The sequence below is a fragment of the Marinobacter caseinilyticus genome (assembly GCF_011074955.1).
In the GTDB taxonomy this organism is placed as follows: domain Bacteria; phylum Pseudomonadota; class Gammaproteobacteria; order Pseudomonadales; family Oleiphilaceae; genus Marinobacter; species Marinobacter caseinilyticus.
Map to the genome: position 1 here is coordinate 177,906 of NZ_WUQJ01000037.1, position 18,253 is coordinate 196,158.

The 18,253-nt window shown below is 54.7% G+C and carries 12 protein-coding genes, 2 tRNA genes and 3 rRNA genes; 10 read left to right on the plus strand and 7 right to left on the minus strand.

What is annotated here, in order from left to right:
- Window positions 1-195 precede the first annotated feature (195 nt).
- From hemL to GRX64_RS19395, 5 genes are all read right to left on the minus strand, one after another.
- Window positions 196-1,476 (minus strand): glutamate-1-semialdehyde 2,1-aminomutase, encoded by a 1,281-nt coding sequence (hemL, locus tag GRX64_RS19375; RefSeq protein ID WP_166269796.1) that lies wholly within the window; start codon window positions 1,474-1,476, stop codon window positions 196-198.
- A gap of 41 nt (window positions 1,477-1,517) precedes the next feature.
- Complete coding sequence (gene thiE / locus GRX64_RS19380) at window positions 1,518-2,180, minus strand: thiamine phosphate synthase (RefSeq protein WP_166269798.1); 663 nt, start codon at window positions 2,178-2,180, stop codon at window positions 1,518-1,520.
- The gene (gene thiD, locus GRX64_RS19385) at window positions 2,177-2,947 is read right to left on the minus strand and encodes a bifunctional hydroxymethylpyrimidine kinase/phosphomethylpyrimidine kinase (RefSeq protein ID WP_427901677.1); all 771 of its coding nucleotides are present in this window, start codon (window positions 2,945-2,947) and stop codon (window positions 2,177-2,179) included. Before thiD ends, thiE begins: the two co-directional genes overlap by 4 nt.
- Before the next feature lie 83 nt (window positions 2,948-3,030).
- A complete protein-coding gene (gene hemJ / locus GRX64_RS19390; RefSeq protein WP_166269800.1) occupies window positions 3,031-3,453 on the minus strand; it encodes a protoporphyrinogen oxidase HemJ in 423 nt (140 codons plus the stop codon).
- A gap of 123 nt (window positions 3,454-3,576) precedes the next feature.
- Complete coding sequence (locus GRX64_RS19395; RefSeq protein WP_166269802.1) at window positions 3,577-5,355, minus strand: chloride channel protein; 1,779 nt, start codon at window positions 5,353-5,355, stop codon at window positions 3,577-3,579.
- Window positions 5,356-5,605: 250 nt separating this feature from the next.
- Between GRX64_RS19395 and argC the strand changes: the two genes are divergently transcribed.
- The 4 genes from argC (at window position 5,606) to erpA (ending at window position 8,306) form a co-directional block, all read left to right on the plus strand.
- A complete protein-coding gene (argC, locus tag GRX64_RS19400; RefSeq protein WP_166269804.1) occupies window positions 5,606-6,646 on the plus strand; it encodes an N-acetyl-gamma-glutamyl-phosphate reductase in 1,041 nt (346 codons plus the stop codon).
- Window positions 6,647-6,655: 9 nt separating this feature from the next.
- Entirely contained in the window at window positions 6,656-7,393 is a 738-nt protein-coding gene (locus GRX64_RS19405) for a DUF6776 family protein (RefSeq protein ID WP_166269806.1), read from the plus strand.
- On the plus strand, window positions 7,393-7,887 hold the full coding sequence (locus GRX64_RS19410; RefSeq protein WP_235937761.1) for a bactofilin family protein: 495 nt from the start codon (window positions 7,393-7,395) through the stop codon (window positions 7,885-7,887). Before GRX64_RS19405 ends, GRX64_RS19410 begins: the two co-directional genes overlap by 1 nt.
- 86 nt (window positions 7,888-7,973) lie before the next feature.
- Window positions 7,974-8,306, plus strand: a complete 333-nt coding sequence (gene erpA / locus GRX64_RS19415; RefSeq protein WP_207308844.1) for an iron-sulfur cluster insertion protein ErpA — start codon at window positions 7,974-7,976, stop codon at window positions 8,304-8,306.
- A gap of 30 nt (window positions 8,307-8,336) precedes the next feature.
- Here erpA and GRX64_RS19420 read toward each other — a convergent pair whose 3' ends face one another.
- Window positions 8,337-9,443, minus strand: a complete 1,107-nt coding sequence (locus GRX64_RS19420) for an anhydro-N-acetylmuramic acid kinase (RefSeq protein ID WP_166269810.1) — start codon at window positions 9,441-9,443, stop codon at window positions 8,337-8,339.
- 1 nt (window position 9,444) lies between these two features.
- Window positions 9,445-10,875, minus strand: coding sequence for an OapA family protein (locus GRX64_RS19425; protein ID WP_166269812.1), 1,431 nt, complete (start codon window positions 10,873-10,875; stop codon window positions 9,445-9,447).
- A 289-nt stretch (window positions 10,876-11,164) separates the two neighbouring features.
- Between GRX64_RS19425 and tyrS the strand changes: the two genes are divergently transcribed.
- The 6 genes from tyrS to rrf all read left to right on the plus strand — a co-directional run bounded on the left by tyrS (window position 11,165) and on the right by rrf (window position 18,188).
- Window positions 11,165-12,367 (plus strand): tyrosine--tRNA ligase, encoded by a 1,203-nt coding sequence (gene tyrS / locus GRX64_RS19430; protein ID WP_166269814.1) that lies wholly within the window; start codon window positions 11,165-11,167, stop codon window positions 12,365-12,367.
- Between the two features lie 352 nt (window positions 12,368-12,719).
- Window positions 12,720-14,260: ribosomal RNA gene (locus GRX64_RS19435) — 16S ribosomal RNA — on the plus strand.
- 108 nt (window positions 14,261-14,368) lie between these two features.
- Window positions 14,369-14,445: transfer RNA gene (locus GRX64_RS19440), tRNA-Ile, on the plus strand.
- 237 nt (window positions 14,446-14,682) lie between these two features.
- Window positions 14,683-14,758 (plus strand) — tRNA-Ala (locus tag GRX64_RS19445).
- Between the two features lie 338 nt (window positions 14,759-15,096).
- Window positions 15,097-17,991, plus strand: a 23S ribosomal RNA gene (locus tag GRX64_RS19450).
- An 82-nt stretch (window positions 17,992-18,073) separates the two neighbouring features.
- Window positions 18,074-18,188, plus strand: a 5S ribosomal RNA gene (gene rrf, locus GRX64_RS19455).
- Together the 16S, 23S and 5S rRNA genes with 2 tRNA genes alongside form the textbook arrangement of a ribosomal RNA operon.
- The last annotated feature ends 65 nt before the right edge of the window (window positions 18,189-18,253 follow it).

Below are 18,253 nucleotides of genomic sequence, written 5' to 3' on the forward strand. Positions count from 1 at the left end.
GTTAGGTTGTCGCAGTCAGTGCGCATCTCGCGAGAGATGGACTCAACTTTTCGTGATATAGGTAGGTAAGTCAACAAAATGGGTGGGATGCGCTCAGACTTCGGTTCGTTTTGTGAGGTGGGTCTCTACGCTGGCCCTCAAAGACAATGTGGTGTGTCATCGAGGGCCAGCATATTGAATTGGATTGATTTCAAATTAGAGCGTTGCCAGCACTTTTTCAGCCGCCTTCACGGTGTGTTCGATGTCCGCTGGCGTCAATACGGCACAGGCAAAGCCCGCTTCGAAGGCTGAGGGTGCCAGGTAGACGCCTTCTTTGAGCATGCCCTGGAAAAATGCCTTGAAGCGATCGGCATCGCAGGCCATGACTTGATCAAAGCGGGTAATGCGCGCCTCTTCGGTGAAGAATAAACCAAACATGCCGCCGACACCCTGCACTGCCATAGGAATGCCCGCCTTGTCGGCGGCGGCTTTGATACCGTCCCGGACCTGCGCTGTTTTCTCTGCCAGGCGGTCGTGAAAGCCAGGTTCTGAAATCGCCTCCAATGTCGCGAGGCCTGCACTCATGGCAAGTGGGTTACCAGACAAAGTGCCAGCCTGATAAACCGGCCCGAGTGGCGCAATGTGTTCCATGATTTCGCGCTTGCCGCCGAAGGCGCCAACTGGAAGACCACCGCCGATTACTTTACCCAGGGCGGTCAGGTCCGGTTTGATACCGTAATGGCCCTGGGCCCCGCCCAGCGCCACCCGGAAGCCGGTCATGACCTCGTCAAAAATCAATACGGTACCGTATTCATCGCACACCTCTCGAAGGCCTTCCAGGAAGCCCGGAACCGGTGGAATGCAGTTCATATTGCCGGCGATCGGCTCCACAATAATGGCGGCGATCTGGTCACCCATCTTGGCGAAGGTGTCCCGGACACTGTCGATGTCATTGAAATCCAATGTCAGCGTATGCTCAGCAAGGCTGGCGGGAATGCCAGGTGAATTGGGAACGCCAAGGGTGAGTGCGCCCGAGCCCGCCTTAACCAGGAGGGAATCCACATGGCCGTGGTAACAGCCCTCAAATTTAACGATCTTGTCGCGGCCGGTATAGCCGCGGGCCAGCCGGATGGTGCTCATGGTCGCTTCGGTGCCGGAGTTAACCATACGTACCAGCTCGATAGACGGCACCAGTTCGCACACTTTTCGGGCCATAGTGGTTTCAATGGCGGTGGGTGCGCCATAGCCCACCCCGAGGTCAATCTGGGCATGCAGCGCGTCGGTGATGCGCTGATCTCCGTGGCCCAGGATCATGGGCCCCCAGGAACCAATGAAATCGATGTAACGGCGATCGTCTTCGTCCCACAGGTAGGCACCTTGGGCGCGTTTGAAAAACAGCGGAGTGCCACCGACGCCTTTGAACGCACGCACGGGTGAATTCACACCGCCGGGAATGTATTTCTGGGCCTGTTCAAATAAGGTTTCGGATTGCGTCATAACTCAGTATTCTCGCGTTGTCATTCGGTGAATACAGCCCGTTATTGCGGGGACTGATAATGTGGGTGGAATCGTTGAAACAGCTCACTGAAGGCGCGTGCGCGCTGCTCAATATCATCGCAATCGAACAATCCGCCCACCACGGCAAGGTGGTCGGCACCCGCCTGGATTAAATTCGCACCATTCTCAAGGGTGATGCCGCCAATGGCAACCAGGGGCCGACCAAACTGTTTCGCCGCCGCTAACACCGGGAGCTCGGCCGAGGGTGCACCGGGCTTGGTTGAGGATTGGAAAAAACGCCCGAAGGCGAGGTAGTCAGCCCCTGCCCGGCAAGCGCTGTCGGCTAGGGCGATGTCGCCATGGCAGGTGGCACCAAGAATGGCCTGGTTGCCAAGCTGTTGTCGCGCCAGGGGCAGGTCGCCGTCGGTTTGACCCAGATGAACACCGCTGGCCCCCGAGATCAGCGCGAGCTCCGGCTCATCATTAATAATCAAAGGCACCTGAAATGCCTGGCACAGGCTGGTTAACGACTTCGCCAGGCGAGTCCGCTCAGCAAGCGAGCTGGTTTTGTCCCGATACTGCACCAGTGTTGCGCCCCCGCGAACAGCGGCTTCCACGGCGGTCAAGACGCTATCGCCCGGCAGCAGATTGCTGTCGGTAATCGCATAGAGGCCAGGTTTGAGTAGTCTTGCCGGCGGAGTCATGGTCGTGCCATTGCGTTGCAGCGATCGGGCACAGGCTGGCCCTTGCCTACCTCCAGCGCCGAGCTGACAGCCTGTGAGACAAAGTCTTGGGCCTGCTCAATCGCGGCTTCGAGGTCCAGTCCCGATGCCCGGCCAGCGGCAATCGCGGCTGCCAGGGTACACCCGGTGCCATGGAATTCGCCGCGATAATCACCCCCGGCACGCGCGATGCTCCATTCCCTGCGGGTGCCTCCGCTCTTGAACAAGATGTTGACGATGGTGTCGCCGGCACCGTGGCCACCAGTCGCCAGAACCGAATGGCAGCCCCTGGCAATCAGTGCATTCGCGGCAGCCTCGGGCTTGGATTGCCGGCCCAGTGTCGCGAGTTCGATGCCATTGGGGGTAACGGTCTCGGCTCGGGCAAAGAGTTTGTCCCGCATGGTCTCGATCAGCGCGTCATCGGCCAGGTCCCCGCCACCGGCGGCCTTGATCACCGGATCGACAATCAGCGGAATATCGGGGTGATCATCAAGAAACGCCAGCAGCACCTCAACAATCGCCGAGCTACCCAGCGCCCCGGTCTTGATGGCGTGAATGGGTGTGTCAGCAGCCAGACAGGCCAACTGTTCGGCCACAAATCCAGGGTCCATTGCGGTTGCATTATAAACATTCCGGGTGTCCTGCACTGTCAGGCAGGTCAGTACCGGCAGAGGGTGGGCACCCAGTGCGGTGACGGTTTGTATGTCGGCCTGGATGCCCGCACCCCCCGATGGGTCGAGGCCAGACAAAATCAAAACTTGGGGGCGTTGATGCAATTTGATAACGAGCGCGCTCCGTTGTTGGTTGAAAAAATCAAGCTCAAGCAGTGTGGTTAAAATGGTTTGACGGTCGCCAGGATCACCACGGCCAGCAGAACCAGCACCGGCAACTCATTAAACCAACGATAGAAAACATGGCTGCGTTGATTGGCATCGTCGCGGAAGACTTTTACCAGTCGGCCACAGTAAAAATGGTACCCGATCAGCACTGCCACCAGTAACAGTTTTAACAGCAACCAGCCCTGACTCAAGTAACCCGATGCATTGTAACTCAGCAGCCAACTGCCAAAGACAAGCGTGGCCACCATCGAGGGTGTGGTTATGCCCCGGTAGAGTTTGCGTTCCATGACTTTGAAGCGCTCGCGCCCCGCTTGATCTTCGCAGGCTGCGTGATAGACAAATAAACGAGGCAGATAGAACAGACCGGCAAACCAGCACACCATCGCGATAATGTGGAAAGCCTTTACCCAAAGCATAAGTGTATCCTGTTGATTGCGGCATCGTTGGTGCAGGCTGGCCAGAGCGCTCGTCTCATGGCGGTCGTTTTTGGCCCCCCGCCATTTTATCGGAACCGCTGGTTTTTTCGATATTGGAAACCGCTAGTTCTTGCGATATTGATAGTAGCTCTCGATGTCCGATTTCAACACTACCCCATAAACCCGCTGAATCATGGGTGCGACATGGCGCTGAACATAGAGCGCTTCCGCTTGGGAGGCTTCAAACACGTTGAGGGCCTCCTCCAGGGTAGCCTGGTACTGTACGGGCGCGATGTCCTTACGGTTTGCCGGTATCTCCATGAGGTCAATGGTCTCCTCCGGTTGCTCATCGCTTGTGTCCGTTGGCTCCGGCGGTAAATCGTCCAGGTAGCGCGCCAGGTCCACCGCTGGCAGCATACCCGTTGGCCCTTTGGAGCCCTCCACAATGAGCCATTTGGGTTCCGATTTCAGTACGTCCCGGGCCTGTTTTCGCGACAGCCTCCGTTCGGTGCGAAGAATGCTCCGCTCCATAATGGCACCGACAGAAACTCGCCTCAGAGCCTGGATCACGGGCGAGTTCTGGTAACTCATGCCCTGGCTTTTCAGCATGGTCAGGAACACCGACCGCTGACCGAATGCCTCGCTGGTGACCAGGCTCGAGGTGGTGATGATCAACATGCCGGGCAAAATGATGTTGGGGTTGCGGGTCAGCTCAAGCAGCGCCATCAAGGCTGCCAGCGGCGCCTGCAACACGGCCCCCATCATCGCCCCCATGCCGAGCATGGCGTAGAAGCCGATCGAGGAAGCGACATTGGGCGCGACGTGGGCGCCAATGAGCCCCATGGCCCCCCCTAGGGTGGCGCCGATAAACAGAGTTGGGCCGATCATTCCGCTGGGCATGCCCAGGCCAATGGTGACGGCGGTGATGACCAGCTTGGCGATGGCGACGCCCAGCAGCAACCAGAACGGCAGTTCGTTGTTGATGGTGCTGTTAACGGTGTCATAGCCGATCCCCATGACCTCCGGAATCAGCAGGGCGAAGAGCCCCATCAACAGGCCGGCAACCGTGAGGCGCAAAATGAGCGGCTTCTCATGGTAGCGGCCACACAAATCGAGCAATCGAATAAACGCCGCCGCGGCCACGCCGATAATGACCGCAATGGCCAGAATCCATGGGATTTCCAGCAGCGAGTTCATGGTCAATGACGGCACATTGAAGGCTGGCTCCGAGCCATAGGCAGCCTGGGTAATCACGGCCGCGCTGACGGACGCCAGGATAATGGGTGTGAAGCCGGCAATGGTGTATTCCATCATCACCACTTCCATGGCGAATATGACACCGGCAATAGGCGTGTTGAACGATGCCGAGATGGCCGCAGCGCAACCGCAGGCCACCAGGGTCCGGATGCTGTTATTGGGCAATTTCATCCATTGCCCCATCAGGCTGGAGAACGTCGCACCGAGGTGCACCGCGGGCCCTTCGCGGCCAGCAGATTGTCCGGTCACCACCGTGCCGACACCGACCACAAACTGCACGATGGCGCTCCGGATGGAGACGTAGCCCTGATGGTAATTGAGCCGCTCCATGATATGGACGATGCCAACCTTGCGGTCCTGCGCGGATAGACGGTGCAGGAACAGCCCTAAAGCAACGGCGCCCAGTAACGGGAGTAATCCTCGGGTGATCAGGTCCAGGTGTTCAAACGCTTCCGGGTTGTGACCGGGCAGGAATTGACGCAGCGGCCACTCGATGGCGGTGCGAAATATCAAAATAACACAACCGGTAACAATGCCTGACAGCAGTCCCAGCATTGCTAATTGTGGAAGGGCATCCACGCCAGACAGCTTGCGCCGAAACATGGGAATCAGGGTGCCTGTTATCTTGAGCCTGATCTTTCGCATGGCAATGGTGGTGTCTCGTCTGGTTAATTCGTTAACCTACTGCGTGACGCTGAGGATCTGATGTTGGCTTGGCGGTTACGGGTCAGAGGCTTACAGTATTGTAACGGTTCGGGTTCTGGCCGCAATAACTCACTGGGTTATCATGGTAGACTATGCGGCTGTGTCAAACACGGTTAAATACGGGCGCTCTCGGGCGTCGATGGTTTTGCCGAGACGGGTTGTCATTTATTCAGGCAGAGTGGAGTGTTCGGTGGTTAAAGTAGGCATTGTCGGCGGTACCGGGTACACCGGTGTGGAGCTGTTGCGAATTCTGGTGGCACACCCCTTGACCGAGGTTCAGTGTATTACCTCGCGCTCGGAAGCGGGCCTGGCGGTAGCGGACATGTATCCGAACCTGAGGGGGTTCTACGACCTCCCGTTCACGGAACCGGATGTCGATACACTGGCGCAGTGTGACGTGGTGTTTTTCGCCACGCCTCATGGCGTTGCCATGCGCATGGTCCCCGAGTTGATGGCGCGTGGAACCCGAGTCGTGGATTTATCCGCAGATTTCCGGATTAAGAATCTGGATGTCTGGGCGTCCTGGTATGGCATGCCTCACGAAAGCCCCGAGTGGGCAGCCCGTGCAGTTTACGGATTGCCGGAAGTAGCCCGCGAGGCAATCAGGCAAGCATCGCTGGTGGCAAACCCCGGCTGTTACCCCACCGCGGTTCAACTTGGATTACTGCCGCTTCTCGAGTCAGGCTTGGTGGATGTCCGCCGGATCATTGCCGACGCAAAATCCGGCGCCAGTGGGGCCGGCCGCCAAGCCAGTGTTGGCACATTGCATGGCGAAATTGGTGAAAGTTTTAAAGCTTACGGCGCGTCTGGGCACCGTCACTTGCCCGAGATTCGGCAAGGGCTCCAGGATGCAGCAGGGGACGAGCCCGTCGGCATTACGTTTGTGCCGCACCTGATTCCAATGATTCGCGGTATTGAAGCCACCCTGTATGCCGACCTGAAGAATCCAGACGACTTTGATCGCATTCAGACTCTGTATGAAGACCGCTATGCCAGCGAGCCGTTTGTCGATGTGATGCCATTCGGAAGCCACCCTGAAACTCGCAGCGTGCGGGGTGGCAACACTTGCCGCATGGCCATTCATCGCCAAGAGAGCAGTGCCACGGTGATTGTGTCTTCTGTGATCGACAATCTGGTTAAGGGGGCCGCGGGCCAGGCCGTGCAAAACATGAACATCATGTTTGGCTTCGAGGAATCCATGGGGCTGAATTTTCCAGCTCTGCTGCCATAGGGCATCGGTGTGAGTGACGATAAAAAAGCGGGGGAATACGTTGTTATTCGGCACCGGCCGGGGTATCGGTTACGTCGGAGCCTGATATTGCTGTCATTTTCAATTATATCCGCAGTGCTCGGATATACGGTTGGCACCGCAGAAGACGATTTTCGATTCAGTAGCCTGACCGAAACCCGCCAATATCTGAAAACCGAACTCGAAAGTTTGCGTGAACAACACACCGGTATGCAGCAAAAGCTGATCAATCTGGAGCGTGGGCGTACCATTGATGGTCAAGCGCTCAACCAGGCTCGTCGCGCGATTGCATCACTCGAGACGACGATTGCCGAGCTCGAATCAGATCTGACGTTCTATAAAAATATTATGGCGCCCTCGGAAACCAGCAAAGGCTTGCAGGTCGACCGGTTCACCGTCAGCCCCAGCCGTAGCAAAGGGGAGTTTGGCTTTAAGCTGGTATTGATTCAGGTTGGCAACAACAAAAGCTATATTTCGGGCGTCGTGGCGGTCAACGTTATCGGTACCCGGGACGGGGAAAAGGAAGTGGTAGCACTGCGGGATCTGTCTGAAGATATTGACGATCTCGGTGTCAAATTTCGTTTTCGTTATTTTCAGGATGTTGAGGGACGGCTTGCCGTACCAGAGGGGTTTGATCCACTGGAAGTGCAGGTGGTTGCTCGGGCTCAAGGTAAAAAATCCACCCAGGCGGAACGTACGTTTGACTGGCGTAGACTGATGGAGAATTGATGATGTTCAGTAAAAATAAGCAGAAGCCGCGTCGTCCGACCGGTCATTTTGATACTTTGATTTCCGGTAAAACGTCCGTTCAAGGTGATGTGCACTTTTCCGGTGGCTTGCATGTGGACGGCAAAATTGCCGGCAAAGTCGTTGCGGAAGAAGGCAGTGAGGCCGTGCTCAGATTATCCCAAGTGGGCGAAATCGCCGGTGACATCATCGCTCCCCATGTAATTATCAACGGGACGGTTCATGGTGATGTTTATGCGGCATCACACCTTGAGTTGGCGGCAAATGCGTCAATTCACGGGAATGTGTATTACAACCTGATTGAGATGGCGATGGGGGCTGAGGTCAATGGCAATCTGGTTCATCAGAAAGAGCCGGTGGCTCTTCTCAAGCAGGACTCCAAGCCTGCAGCGGGGCGACTCGAAATGTCGGGGGACGACGCCCTTTTGACGGACGTGCATGAGAGCGATGCGCAGAAGAAAGAACCCGTGGAATAGTTGATTGTTTTAGTCAGGAATACCATAATCAACGGGAAATCGCACAACGATGACCGGAGGCGAGCTTGAGTGTTGTTCAGGAACAAATGCCGACACCGCTGTTTTTTAGCGAAAGTGCGGTAGCAAAAGTAAGGGAACTGGTTGAGGAAGAAGAGAATCCTGGCCTCAAACTCCGTGTGTTTGTGACAGGGGGCGGGTGCTCTGGCTTTCAGTATGGATTTTCATTCGATGACAGTCAGGATGAAGACGATACAGCGATCGAAAAAGATGGTGCCACGCTGCTGGTTGATCCCATGAGTTATCAATATCTGGTGGGTGCTACCATTGACTATCAGGAAGGGCTGCAAGGGTCCCAATTCGTGGTGCAAAACCCCAATGCCAGCTCAACGTGTGGCTGTGGGTCGTCATTCTCGATCTGAGAAGCCACCGTCAATTTGGCAGGTTTGTGGTCAGGGCCAGTAAATCGCGCCCAATATCCGGTTTCCGATAGCCCCCGTCACCTTCGGTACATTTCCCGGTAGCTTGAGCAGTGTTTGTTTGGCCAGCCAGGCAAACGCTGTTGCCTCCACCCATTGCGGGTCGAGGCCGAGTTCCTGAGTTGAATGGACAGAAAAGGGCAGGCAAGCTTTCTGCAGTTCCGCCATTAACACTGAGTTTTTGACTCCACCCCCGCAGGCGTAAATCTTCAGCTGCGGTGACGACTGCGGCAACTGACGCACAATAGTGATAACCGTTAGCTCCAGTAAGGTTCGCTGCACGTCGGCCGGCCTTACTTCCGGATGCCGGTTCAGCATGGTCTGAATCCAATCGAGATTGAACTTCTCTTTTCCGGTGCTTTTCGGCGCTTGTTGAGCAAAATAGCCGTCGCTCAACATGTCACTTAGCAAGTTTTGGTCGATCCGACCTTCATTAGCCCAGCGACCGTTTTCATCGTAATGTCGGCCGGTCTGGTGCAGGCACCAAGCATCCATCAAACCATTCCCCGGGCCAGTATCAAAGCCGCTGGCATCGTCGGAGTTGTCTCCAGACAGCCAGCTTATATTGGCAATACCGCCGATGTTCAATATACAGCGATCCTCATTCGACTGACCAAAATAGGCTCGATGAAAGGCCGGTACCAGGGGCGCACCTTCACCACCGGCGGCGATGTCCCGTCGCCGAAAGTCCGCCACCGTAGGAATGCCGGTTGCTTCGACAATGATGTTAGGGTCGCCGAGTTGGATTGAAAACGGTGTCTTACATTTGGGTTGATGGCGAACGGTTTGGCCGTGGCTGCCGATTGCGGCCACATCAACGGCCGACAGCGGGCTTTTTTCAAGGACTTGACGAGCGGCCTCACCAAACAGGCACCCGAGCTGGTGGTCGAGTTCGCCAAGATCGTCGGGGCTGCCCTGGTTTTGACTCAATCGCGTGAGACGTTGCCGTAACGTGTCGGGATAAGCCTGGGTATGCGTGGCATGCAGTGTGAGGGTGTGGTCCGAAAACGACACCAGCACGGCGTCGATGCCGTCCATGCTGGTGCCTGACATCAGCCCAAGAAAGGCTGTTTTATCCATGTTACTCGCCTCTTGCGAGTGTTAAACGCCCTGCGTCCCGGTAAGTGTCCAGTTGGGCCAGGGTCCGTTCGGTTGCTGCTTTAAAGTGCGCCACTTCAGATTTCGGAATCGGTGCCGCATCGGGTAATTTTACCGTTGCAGGATTGCGGTGCGTGCCGTTGACGCGGAACTCGTAGTGAAGGTGAGGCCCTGTTACCAAGCCCGTTGAGCCGACGTAACCGATAACTTGTCCTTGCTTGACGTATTTGCCGTAGCGCACGCCTTTAGCCAACTTATTCATGTGAGCGTATAGGGTCGTAATGTTGTTGCCGTGCTGAAGGACAACCGCATTGCCATAGCCGCCTTTGCGCCCGGCATGGATAACCTTGCCTTCACCGGCGGCCTTGATAGGCGTGCCTGTTCTGGCGGCGTAGTCTGTCCCCTTATGTGCTCGAATGGTATTGAGCACAGGGTGTCGACGCTTCAGGTTAAAGCGAGACGAAATTCTTGCAAAATCGACGGGAGTGCGCAAAAAGGCTTTCCGCATGCTTCGGCCATCCGGGGTGAAGTAGTCGCTCACGCCTTGTTGGTCGGTATAAAAAACCGCCGAAAACTCTCGGTTCTGGTTGTTAAAATTGGCGGCCAGGATTTTGCCGTTATCAATTTTCTCACCATCGAGATAAAGCTCTTCATAGACGACGCTGAACTGATCACCCTTACGGATATCCAACACAAAATCGATATCCCAGCCAAAGATGCCGGCAAGTTCCATGGTGAGCTTGTCCGTCAGGCCTGCTTGCTGGCCTGCGCCAAAGAGCGAGCTCTCGATTTCAGCCTGGGCGTATCGGGTTCTTACTTCCGGCTCTCGAATAACTTTCTTACCGACAAAGCCGTCATCCGTCTTGTCAATTTTCAGGGATTCAAGACGCGACCGCCGGAGTTTGACTGAACTCAAGCTGCCGTCGGCCTCTGTAGCAAAGGCGATGGTTTCACCCGCATAAAGTCGCTGAAGTTTGTTGGCTTCGCCTTTGCCATGAATGACGGACAGCATCAGGCCGTCGTTAAAGCCGGCTTTTTTAAAGAGTCCGGACAAGGTGTCGCCAGGCTTAACCGCATACTCGGCCCAGACGATATCCGGTTTGACCGGTGCATTGTTCGCTTCGTCGTTTTCGGCTAAGGCTGTGGTGCCGGAGTCTTCCGGAGCATTCGGCACATCCACGCCCATTTGGCTTGAATCGCCCCGGGTCGGGGCGTTCGACGCCGTAGCACCAGAACCACTGATGACATCGCCGGATGCCGTTGTGGGTTTTAGTTCCCCGGACTCGAGATCCAGGGAAACGGACATTCGCTTTGCCTCAACGTCGGCGCTGGGACTTAACATCATCGTCGTGCCGACAACCGCACTGATAACAACGGCGGCCGCGAGGTGAGTTTTAGGAAACGTTTTTATCACGATACTAACCTGTTTTTAGTCATTACATCTGTAAGTTGAACAGCCTAATTAAAGTCAGCTTTCAAGTATAGATCAACCAATACAGTATAAAAAGCGTGCACATTAGCGTCAGTCTGAATGACGACGCAGATTTTCTCACCGCGCTTGCTATAATATGGCGCTTTTATTGGTTCGGGCTGGTCGTTATTTGATCAGTCCTGAATGTATCAGGATTTGGGGTAACGCTCAGCATTGTTTTGTTGAGGTGTGTAACAGTCCAAGCGGTCAATGCAATCAAGGGGTTTAGTTCATGTCATCAATCGAAGACGCTCTCGCCATTATCAAACGTGGCGTGGATGAGTTGCTGCCAGAGGAGGAGTTGGTTGCGAAGCTGAAATTAGGGCGGCCGCTGCGAATCAAGGCGGGATTCGACCCCACGGCGCCGGACTTGCATCTTGGCCATACCGTGTTGATCAATAAGCTCAGGCAATTTCAGGACCTAGGTCACGAAGTAATTTTCCTGATCGGTGATTTCACCGGAAAGATAGGTGACCCAACGGGCAAGAGTGCGACCCGACCGCCGCTGACTGATGAGCAGATTGCTGCGAATGCGGTTACCTATAAAGAGCAGGTGTTTAAGATTCTGGATCCGGTTAAGACGCGAGTGGTGTTCAATTCGGAATGGATGGGGAAGATGACCGCGGCGGATATGATTCGCTTGGCCGGTCAGTACACAGTAGCGCGCATGCTCGAGCGGGACGATTTCGATAAGCGGTATAGGGCCGAGCAGTCAATTGCCATTCATGAATTTTTGTACCCGTTGGTGCAGGGTTACGATTCCGTTGCATTGGAGGCAGACGTTGAGCTTGGTGGTACCGATCAAAAATTCAATCTGCTGATGGGGCGGATTCTACAGAAAGGCTACGGTCAGTCACCGCAGGCTATTTTGACCATGCCGATTTTGGAAGGGTTGGACGGTGTGCAGAAGATGTCCAAGTCACTGGGCAACTACATAGGGGTCAATGACTCACCTGGGGAAATGTATACCAAGCTTCTTTCCATTCCGGACCATTTATTGTGGCGCTATTTTGAACTCCTGAGTTTGCGGCCGTTGGATGAGGTTGCCGGGTATAAGGCGGCGGTCGAGGCCGGGGAAAACCCACAGGACTATAAAAAGATATTGGCGGAAGAGATTATCACCCGCTTCCATAATGAAGAGGCGGCAAAAAGTGCGCACAAATCTGCGGGTAATCGTGTCGCGTTGGGTGAGATTCCCGAGAATGTACCGCGGGTAGAGGTTTCTCTCGGTGATCAGGCGCAGTTGCCAATGTCCAGCGTCTTGAGGTTGGCCGGACTGGTGAAGAATGGCGCGGCCGCGCGCGACGTGATGGGTCGGGGGGCGGTGTTTATTGATGGCGCGCCAGCGCAGGCCGATACAGTGTTCAGTCTGGGAGATGAGTGCGTGATGCAGGCGGGCAAAAAGAAAATCGCTCAGATTGTGATCACTAAATAGCTGTTTTAAAGTTATTTTGGATTTTTCGTCGAACCGCGTTGACACGGCGGCCACGGTCTGTAGAATGCGCATCTCGCTTGAGGGACAGGGCCAGCGGGCCGGCCTCAGGGGATGTTTAACCGCTTGAATTGATTGATGTTTAAGAGATTCAAATTAGCGGTTGACAAGGTCGGGAAACGCTGTAGAATGCGCACCTCGATTGGGCAAACGCCCCGCTCTTTAAAAAGTTGATCAAGTAATTCGTGTGGGCGCTGGCTGAGGTATTTCGGCAAGAAATATCAAGACAGCGACTCGTCGAACATTGAGTTTTGTCTTGAGCAAGAATCGCGATCTTCGGATTGCAGTATGATTTAAACTGAAGAGTTTGATCATGGCTCAGATTGAACGCTGGCGGCAGGCTTAACACATGCAAGTCGAGCGGAAACGATGGGAGCTTGCTCCCAGGCGTCGAGCGGCGGACGGGTGAGTAATGCATAGGAAACTGCCCAGTAGTGGGGGATAGCCCGGGGAAACCCGGATTAATACCGCGTACGCCCTTCGGGGGAAAGCAGGGGATCTTCGGACCTTGCGCTATTGGATGTGCCTATGTCGGATTAGCTAGTTGGTGGGGTAAAGGCCTACCAAGGCGACGATCCGTAGCTGGTCTGAGAGGATGATCAGCCACATCGGGACTGAGACACGGCCCGAACTCCTACGGGAGGCAGCAGTGGGGAATATTGGACAATGGGGGCAACCCTGATCCAGCCATGCCGCGTGTGTGAAGAAGGCTTTCGGGTTGTAAAGCACTTTCAGTGAGGAGGAAAAGTTAGTCTTTAATACGGGCTAGCCCTGACGTTACTCACAGAAGAAGCACCGGCTAACTCCGTGCCAGCAGCCGCGGTAATACGGAGGGTGCAAGCGTTAATCGGAATTACTGGGCGTAAAGCGCGCGTAGGTGGTTTGATAAGCGAGATGTGAAAGCCCCGGGCTTAACCTGGGAACGGCATTTCGAACTGTCAGGCTAGAGTGTGGTAGAGGGTAGTGGAATTTCCTGTGTAGCGGTGAAATGCGTAGATATAGGAAGGAACACCAGTGGCGAAGGCGGCTACCTGGACCAACACTGACACTGAGGTGCGAAAGCGTGGGGAGCAAACAGGATTAGATACCCTGGTAGTCCACGCTGTAAACGATGTCTACTAGCCGTTGGAGATCTTGAATCTTTAGTGGCGCAGCTAACGCACTAAGTAGACCGCCTGGGGAGTACGGCCGCAAGGTTAAAACTCAAATGAATTGACGGGGGCCCGCACAAGCGGTGGAGCATGTGGTTTAATTCGACGCAACGCGAAGAACCTTACCTGGCCTTGACATGCTGAGAACTTTCCAGAGATGGATTGGTGCCTTCGGGAACTCAGACACAGGTGCTGCATGGCCGTCGTCAGCTCGTGTCGTGAGATGTTGGGTTAAGTCCCGTAACGAGCGCAACCCCTATCCTTAGTTGCCAGCACGTAATGGTGGGAACTCTAGGGAGACTGCCGGTGACAAACCGGAGGAAGGTGGGGATGACGTCAGGTCATCATGGCCCTTACGGCCAGGGCTACACACGTGCTACAATGGTGCGCACAGAGGGCTGCAAACCCGCGAGGGGGAGCCAATCTCACAAAACGCATCGTAGTCCGGATCGCAGTCTGCAACTCGACTGCGTGAAGTCGGAATCGCTAGTAATCGTGAATCAGAATGTCACGGTGAATACGTTCCCGGGCCTTGTACACACCGCCCGTCACACCATGGGAGTGGATTGCACCAGAAGTGGTTAGTCTAACCTTCGGGAGGACGATCACCACGGTGTGGTTCATGACTGGGGTGAAGTCGTAACAAGGTAGCCGTAGGGGAACCTGCGGCTGGATCACCTCCTTAAACGAAGCCGAATATTTCGGTCAGAGCCCACACGAATTACTTGATCAGCGGAAAAGAGAGCAAAGGGTCTTTCAGGCCCGACTTGGCTTGTCTTGCGCAAGCAAAACCGGGTCTGTAGCTCAGGTGGTTAGAGCGCACCCCTGATAAGGGTGAGGTCGGTGGTTCAAGTCCACCCAGACCCACCAAAATCGTCCAGCTCGGCGTTATCGAATGACTTGCATAGCAGGCTATGCGGCACCATCCGATGTCTTGATCTGAACGATTTCCGGGTTCGATTCTGGTTGACAGACGAACGCGGATGCGCCGAACAGGGTTTGTTAATCTAGGCGCAGTGAGAGTGAGAGAAGGCGTGATCCTCGAGGGATCATGACGGAAGCGAACGAACGCTGCAACGACGAGTAACAGGCACTGTGCAAGCAGACGGGGCTATAGCTCAGCTGGGAGAGCGCCTGCCTTGCACGCAGGAGGTCAGCGGTTCGATCCCGCTTAGCTCCACCAAAACGCCTGAAACACCCAAGCGAATACCTGAACACGTTCCCCCTGGGAAGTGTCAGTGTACAGAAACAAGATTTTCAGTAGTGTGACAGAGTGAATTGTTACCGCTGAAGGCCTTCTTTCTGATCACTGGTCAGACATGCTCTTTAACAATGTGGACAAGATTGAAACATCCGAGAGGATTCATTTCATTATCTCCGAAATGGATTCATCTCAATTGATAACGATCAAGCGTTATCCGGTGTTGTCGTTGAAGTGTTGTGTATAACACCTGCGACTGATCTTGAATTTGCTGCGCCTTCGGGTAGGTGGATGAGAGAACAGTTGTCTTGGGGTTATATAGTCAAGCAACTAAGCGCATACGGTGGATGCCTTGGCAGTCAGAGGCGATGAAAGACGTTGAAGCCTGCGATAAGGCTCGGGGAGCTGGCAAACAAGCTATGATCCGGGCATCTCTGAATGGGGAAACCCACCCGACTTCGGTCGGGTACCTTGCACTGAATACATAGGTGTAAGGGGCGAACCGGGGGAACTGAAACATCTAAGTACCCCGAGGAAAAGAAATCAACCGAGATTCCCTAAGTAGCGGCGAGCGAACGGGGACTAGCCCTTAAGCTGGACAACTGGTAGGAGAAGGCTCTGGAAAGTGCCGCCATAGTGGGTGATAGCCCCGTATCCGAAACCTGAGTCTAGTGAAATCGAGTAGGACGGGACACGTGATATCCTGTCTGAACATGGGGGGACCATCCTCCAAGGCTAAATACTCCTGACTGACCGATAGTGAACCAGTACCGTGAGGGAAAGGCGAAAAGAACCCCTGTGAGGGGAGTGAAATAGATCCTGAAACCGTATGCGTACAAGCAGTCGGAGCAGACTTGTTCTGTGACGGCGTACCTTTTGTATAATGGGTCAGCGACTTATGTTCAGTGGCGAGGTTAACCGTATAGGGGAGCCGTAGGGAAACCGAGTCTGAATAGGGCGATTTAGTCGCTGGACATAGACCCGAAACCGAGCGATCTATCCATGAGCAGGTTGAAGGTGCAGTAACATGCACTGGAGGACCGAACCCACTGTCGTTGAAAAGCCAGGGGATGACTTGTGGATCGGAGTGAAAGGCTAATCAAGCTCGGAGATAGCTGGTTCTCCCCGAAAGCTATTTAGGTAGCGCCTCGGACGAATACCACTGGGGGTAGAGCACTGTTTCGGCTAGGGGGTCATCCCGACTTACCAACCCGATGCAAACTCCGAATACCAGTGAGTACTATCCGGGAGACACACGGCGGGTGCTAACGTCCGTCGTGAAGAGGGAAACAACCCAGACCGCCAGCTAAGGTCCCCAAATTCCAGTTAAGTGGGAAACGATGTGGGAAGGCTCAGACAGCTAGGAGGTTGGCTTAGAAGCAGCCATCCTTTAAAGAAAGCGTAATAGCTCACTAGTCGAGTCGGCCTGCGCGGAAGATGTAACGGGGCTCAAACTGGATACCGAAGCTGCGGCTGTGCACGTAAGTGTACGGGGTAGGGGAGCGTTCTGTAAGCCTGCGAAGGTGTGTTGAGAAGCATGCTGGAGGTATCAGAAGTGCGAATGCTGACATGAGTAACGACAATGGGAGTGAAAAACTCCCACGCCGGAAGACCAAGGTTTCCTGCGCAACGCTAATCGGCGCAGGGTGAGTCGGCCCCTAAGGCGAGACCGAAAGGTGTAGTCGATGGGAAACGGGTTAATATTCCCGTACCTCGCGTGACTGCGATGGAGAGACGGAGAAGGCTAGGTAAGCCGGGCGACGGTTGTCCCGGTTTAAGTGTGTAGGCAGAGGACTTAGGCAAATCCGGGTCCTTAATGTCGAGACACGATGACGACTGCTCTTTTAGAGCGGGAAGTTATTGATGCCATGCTTCCAGGAAAATCTTCTAAGCTTCAGGTCACGAGAGACCGTACCCCAAACCGACACAGGTGGTCAGGTAGAGAATACCAAGGCGCTTGAGAGAACTCGGGTAAAGGAACTAGGCAAAATGGTGCCGTAACTTCGGGAGAAGGCACGCCGGTATTACGTGAAACCCCTGCGGGTGGAGCGGACGCCGGTCGAAGATACCAGGCCCCTGCGACTGTTTATTAAAAACACAGCACTGTGCAAACACGAAAGTGGACGTATACGGTGTGACGCCTGCCCGGTGCCGGAAGGTTAATTGATGGGGTTAGCGCTTGCGCGAAGCTCTTGATCGAAGCCCCGGTAAACGGCGGCCGTAACTATAACGGTCCTAAGGTAGCGAAATTCCTTGTCGGGTAAGTTCCGACCTGCACGAATGGCGTAACGATGGGGGCGCTGTCTCTACCCGAGACTCAGTGAAATTGAAATCGCCGTGAAGATGCGGTGTATCCGCGGCTAGACGGAAAGACCCCGTGAACCTTTACTATAGCTTCACAGTGAACTTTGAGCATGTTTGTGTAGGATAGCTGGGAGGCTTTGAAGCGGTGACGCCAGTCATCGTGGAGCCAACCTTGAAATACCAGCCTGACATGTTTGAGGTTCTAACTTCGTCCCCTTATCGGGGATAAGGACACTGTGTGGTGGGTAGTTTGACTGGGGCGGTCTCCTCCTAAAGCGTAACGGAGGAGCACAAAGGTGGGCTAAGCACGGTCGGACATCGTGCGGTTAGTGTAATGGCACAAGCCCGCTTGACTGCGAGACAGACACGTCGAGCAGGTACGAAAGTAGGTCATAGTGATCCGGTGGTTCTGTATGGAAGGGCCATCGCTCAACGGATAAAAGGTACTCCGGGGATAACAGGCTGATACCGCCCAAGAGTTCACATCGACGGCGGTGTTTGGCACCTCGATGTCGGCTCATCACATCCTGGGGCTGAAGCCGGTCCCAAGGGTATGGCTGTTCGCCATTTAAAGTGGTACGCGAGCTGGGTTTAGAACGTCGTGAGACAGTTCGGTCCCTATCTGCCGTGGACGTTGGAGATTTGAGGAAAGCTGCTCCTAGTACGAGAGGACCGGAGTGGACGAACCTCTGGTGTTCGGGTTGTCACGCCAGTGGCATTGCCCGGTAGCTATGTTCGGATAGGATAACCGCTGAAAGCATCTAAGCGGGAAGCCCCTTCCAAGATGAGATCTCCCTGGACCCTTGAGGTCCCTGAAGAGCCGTTCAAGACCAGGACGTTGATAGGTCGGGTGTGTAAGCGCTGCGAGGCGTTGAGCTAACCGATACTAATTGCTCGTGCGGCTTGACTATATAACACCCAAGACAATTGCGGATACCGCAACGGTCGTTATCAAGAATTCAATCTTGTCCCAACCAGTGATCAAACGTTTTGTCTGACGACTATAGCGATTTGGAACCACCTGATCCCATACCGAACTCAGCAGTGAAACAGATCAGCGCCGATGGTAGTGTGGCATTGCCCATGTGAGAGTAGGTCATCGTCAGACTCTTAATACCCAAAACCCCAGCAGCTTACCCTGCTGGGGTTTTTTTATGGCCCGCCAAAAGGCCG

Excerpts from the sequence above, each read along its gene's own strand:
- hemJ (WP_166269800.1), bottom strand. The coding sequence starts at position 3,453 with ATGCTTTGGGTAAAGGCTTTCCACATTATCGCGATGGTGTGCTGGTTT.
- GRX64_RS19395 (WP_166269802.1), bottom strand. The coding sequence starts at position 5,355 with ATGCGAAAGATCAGGCTCAAGATAACAGGCACCCTGATTCCCATGTTT.
- thiE (WP_166269798.1), bottom strand. The coding sequence starts at position 2,180 with ATGACTCCGCCGGCAAGACTACTCAAACCTGGCCTCTATGCGATTACC.
- GRX64_RS19410 (WP_235937761.1), top strand. The coding sequence starts at position 7,393 with ATGATGTTCAGTAAAAATAAGCAGAAGCCGCGTCGTCCGACCGGTCAT.
- tyrS (WP_166269814.1), top strand. The coding sequence starts at position 11,165 with ATGTCATCAATCGAAGACGCTCTCGCCATTATCAAACGTGGCGTGGAT.
- erpA (WP_207308844.1), top strand. The coding sequence starts at position 7,974 with ATGCCGACACCGCTGTTTTTTAGCGAAAGTGCGGTAGCAAAAGTAAGG.
- hemL (WP_166269796.1), bottom strand. The coding sequence starts at position 1,476 with ATGACGCAATCCGAAACCTTATTTGAACAGGCCCAGAAATACATTCCC.
- GRX64_RS19420 (WP_166269810.1), bottom strand. The coding sequence starts at position 9,443 with ATGGATAAAACAGCCTTTCTTGGGCTGATGTCAGGCACCAGCATGGAC.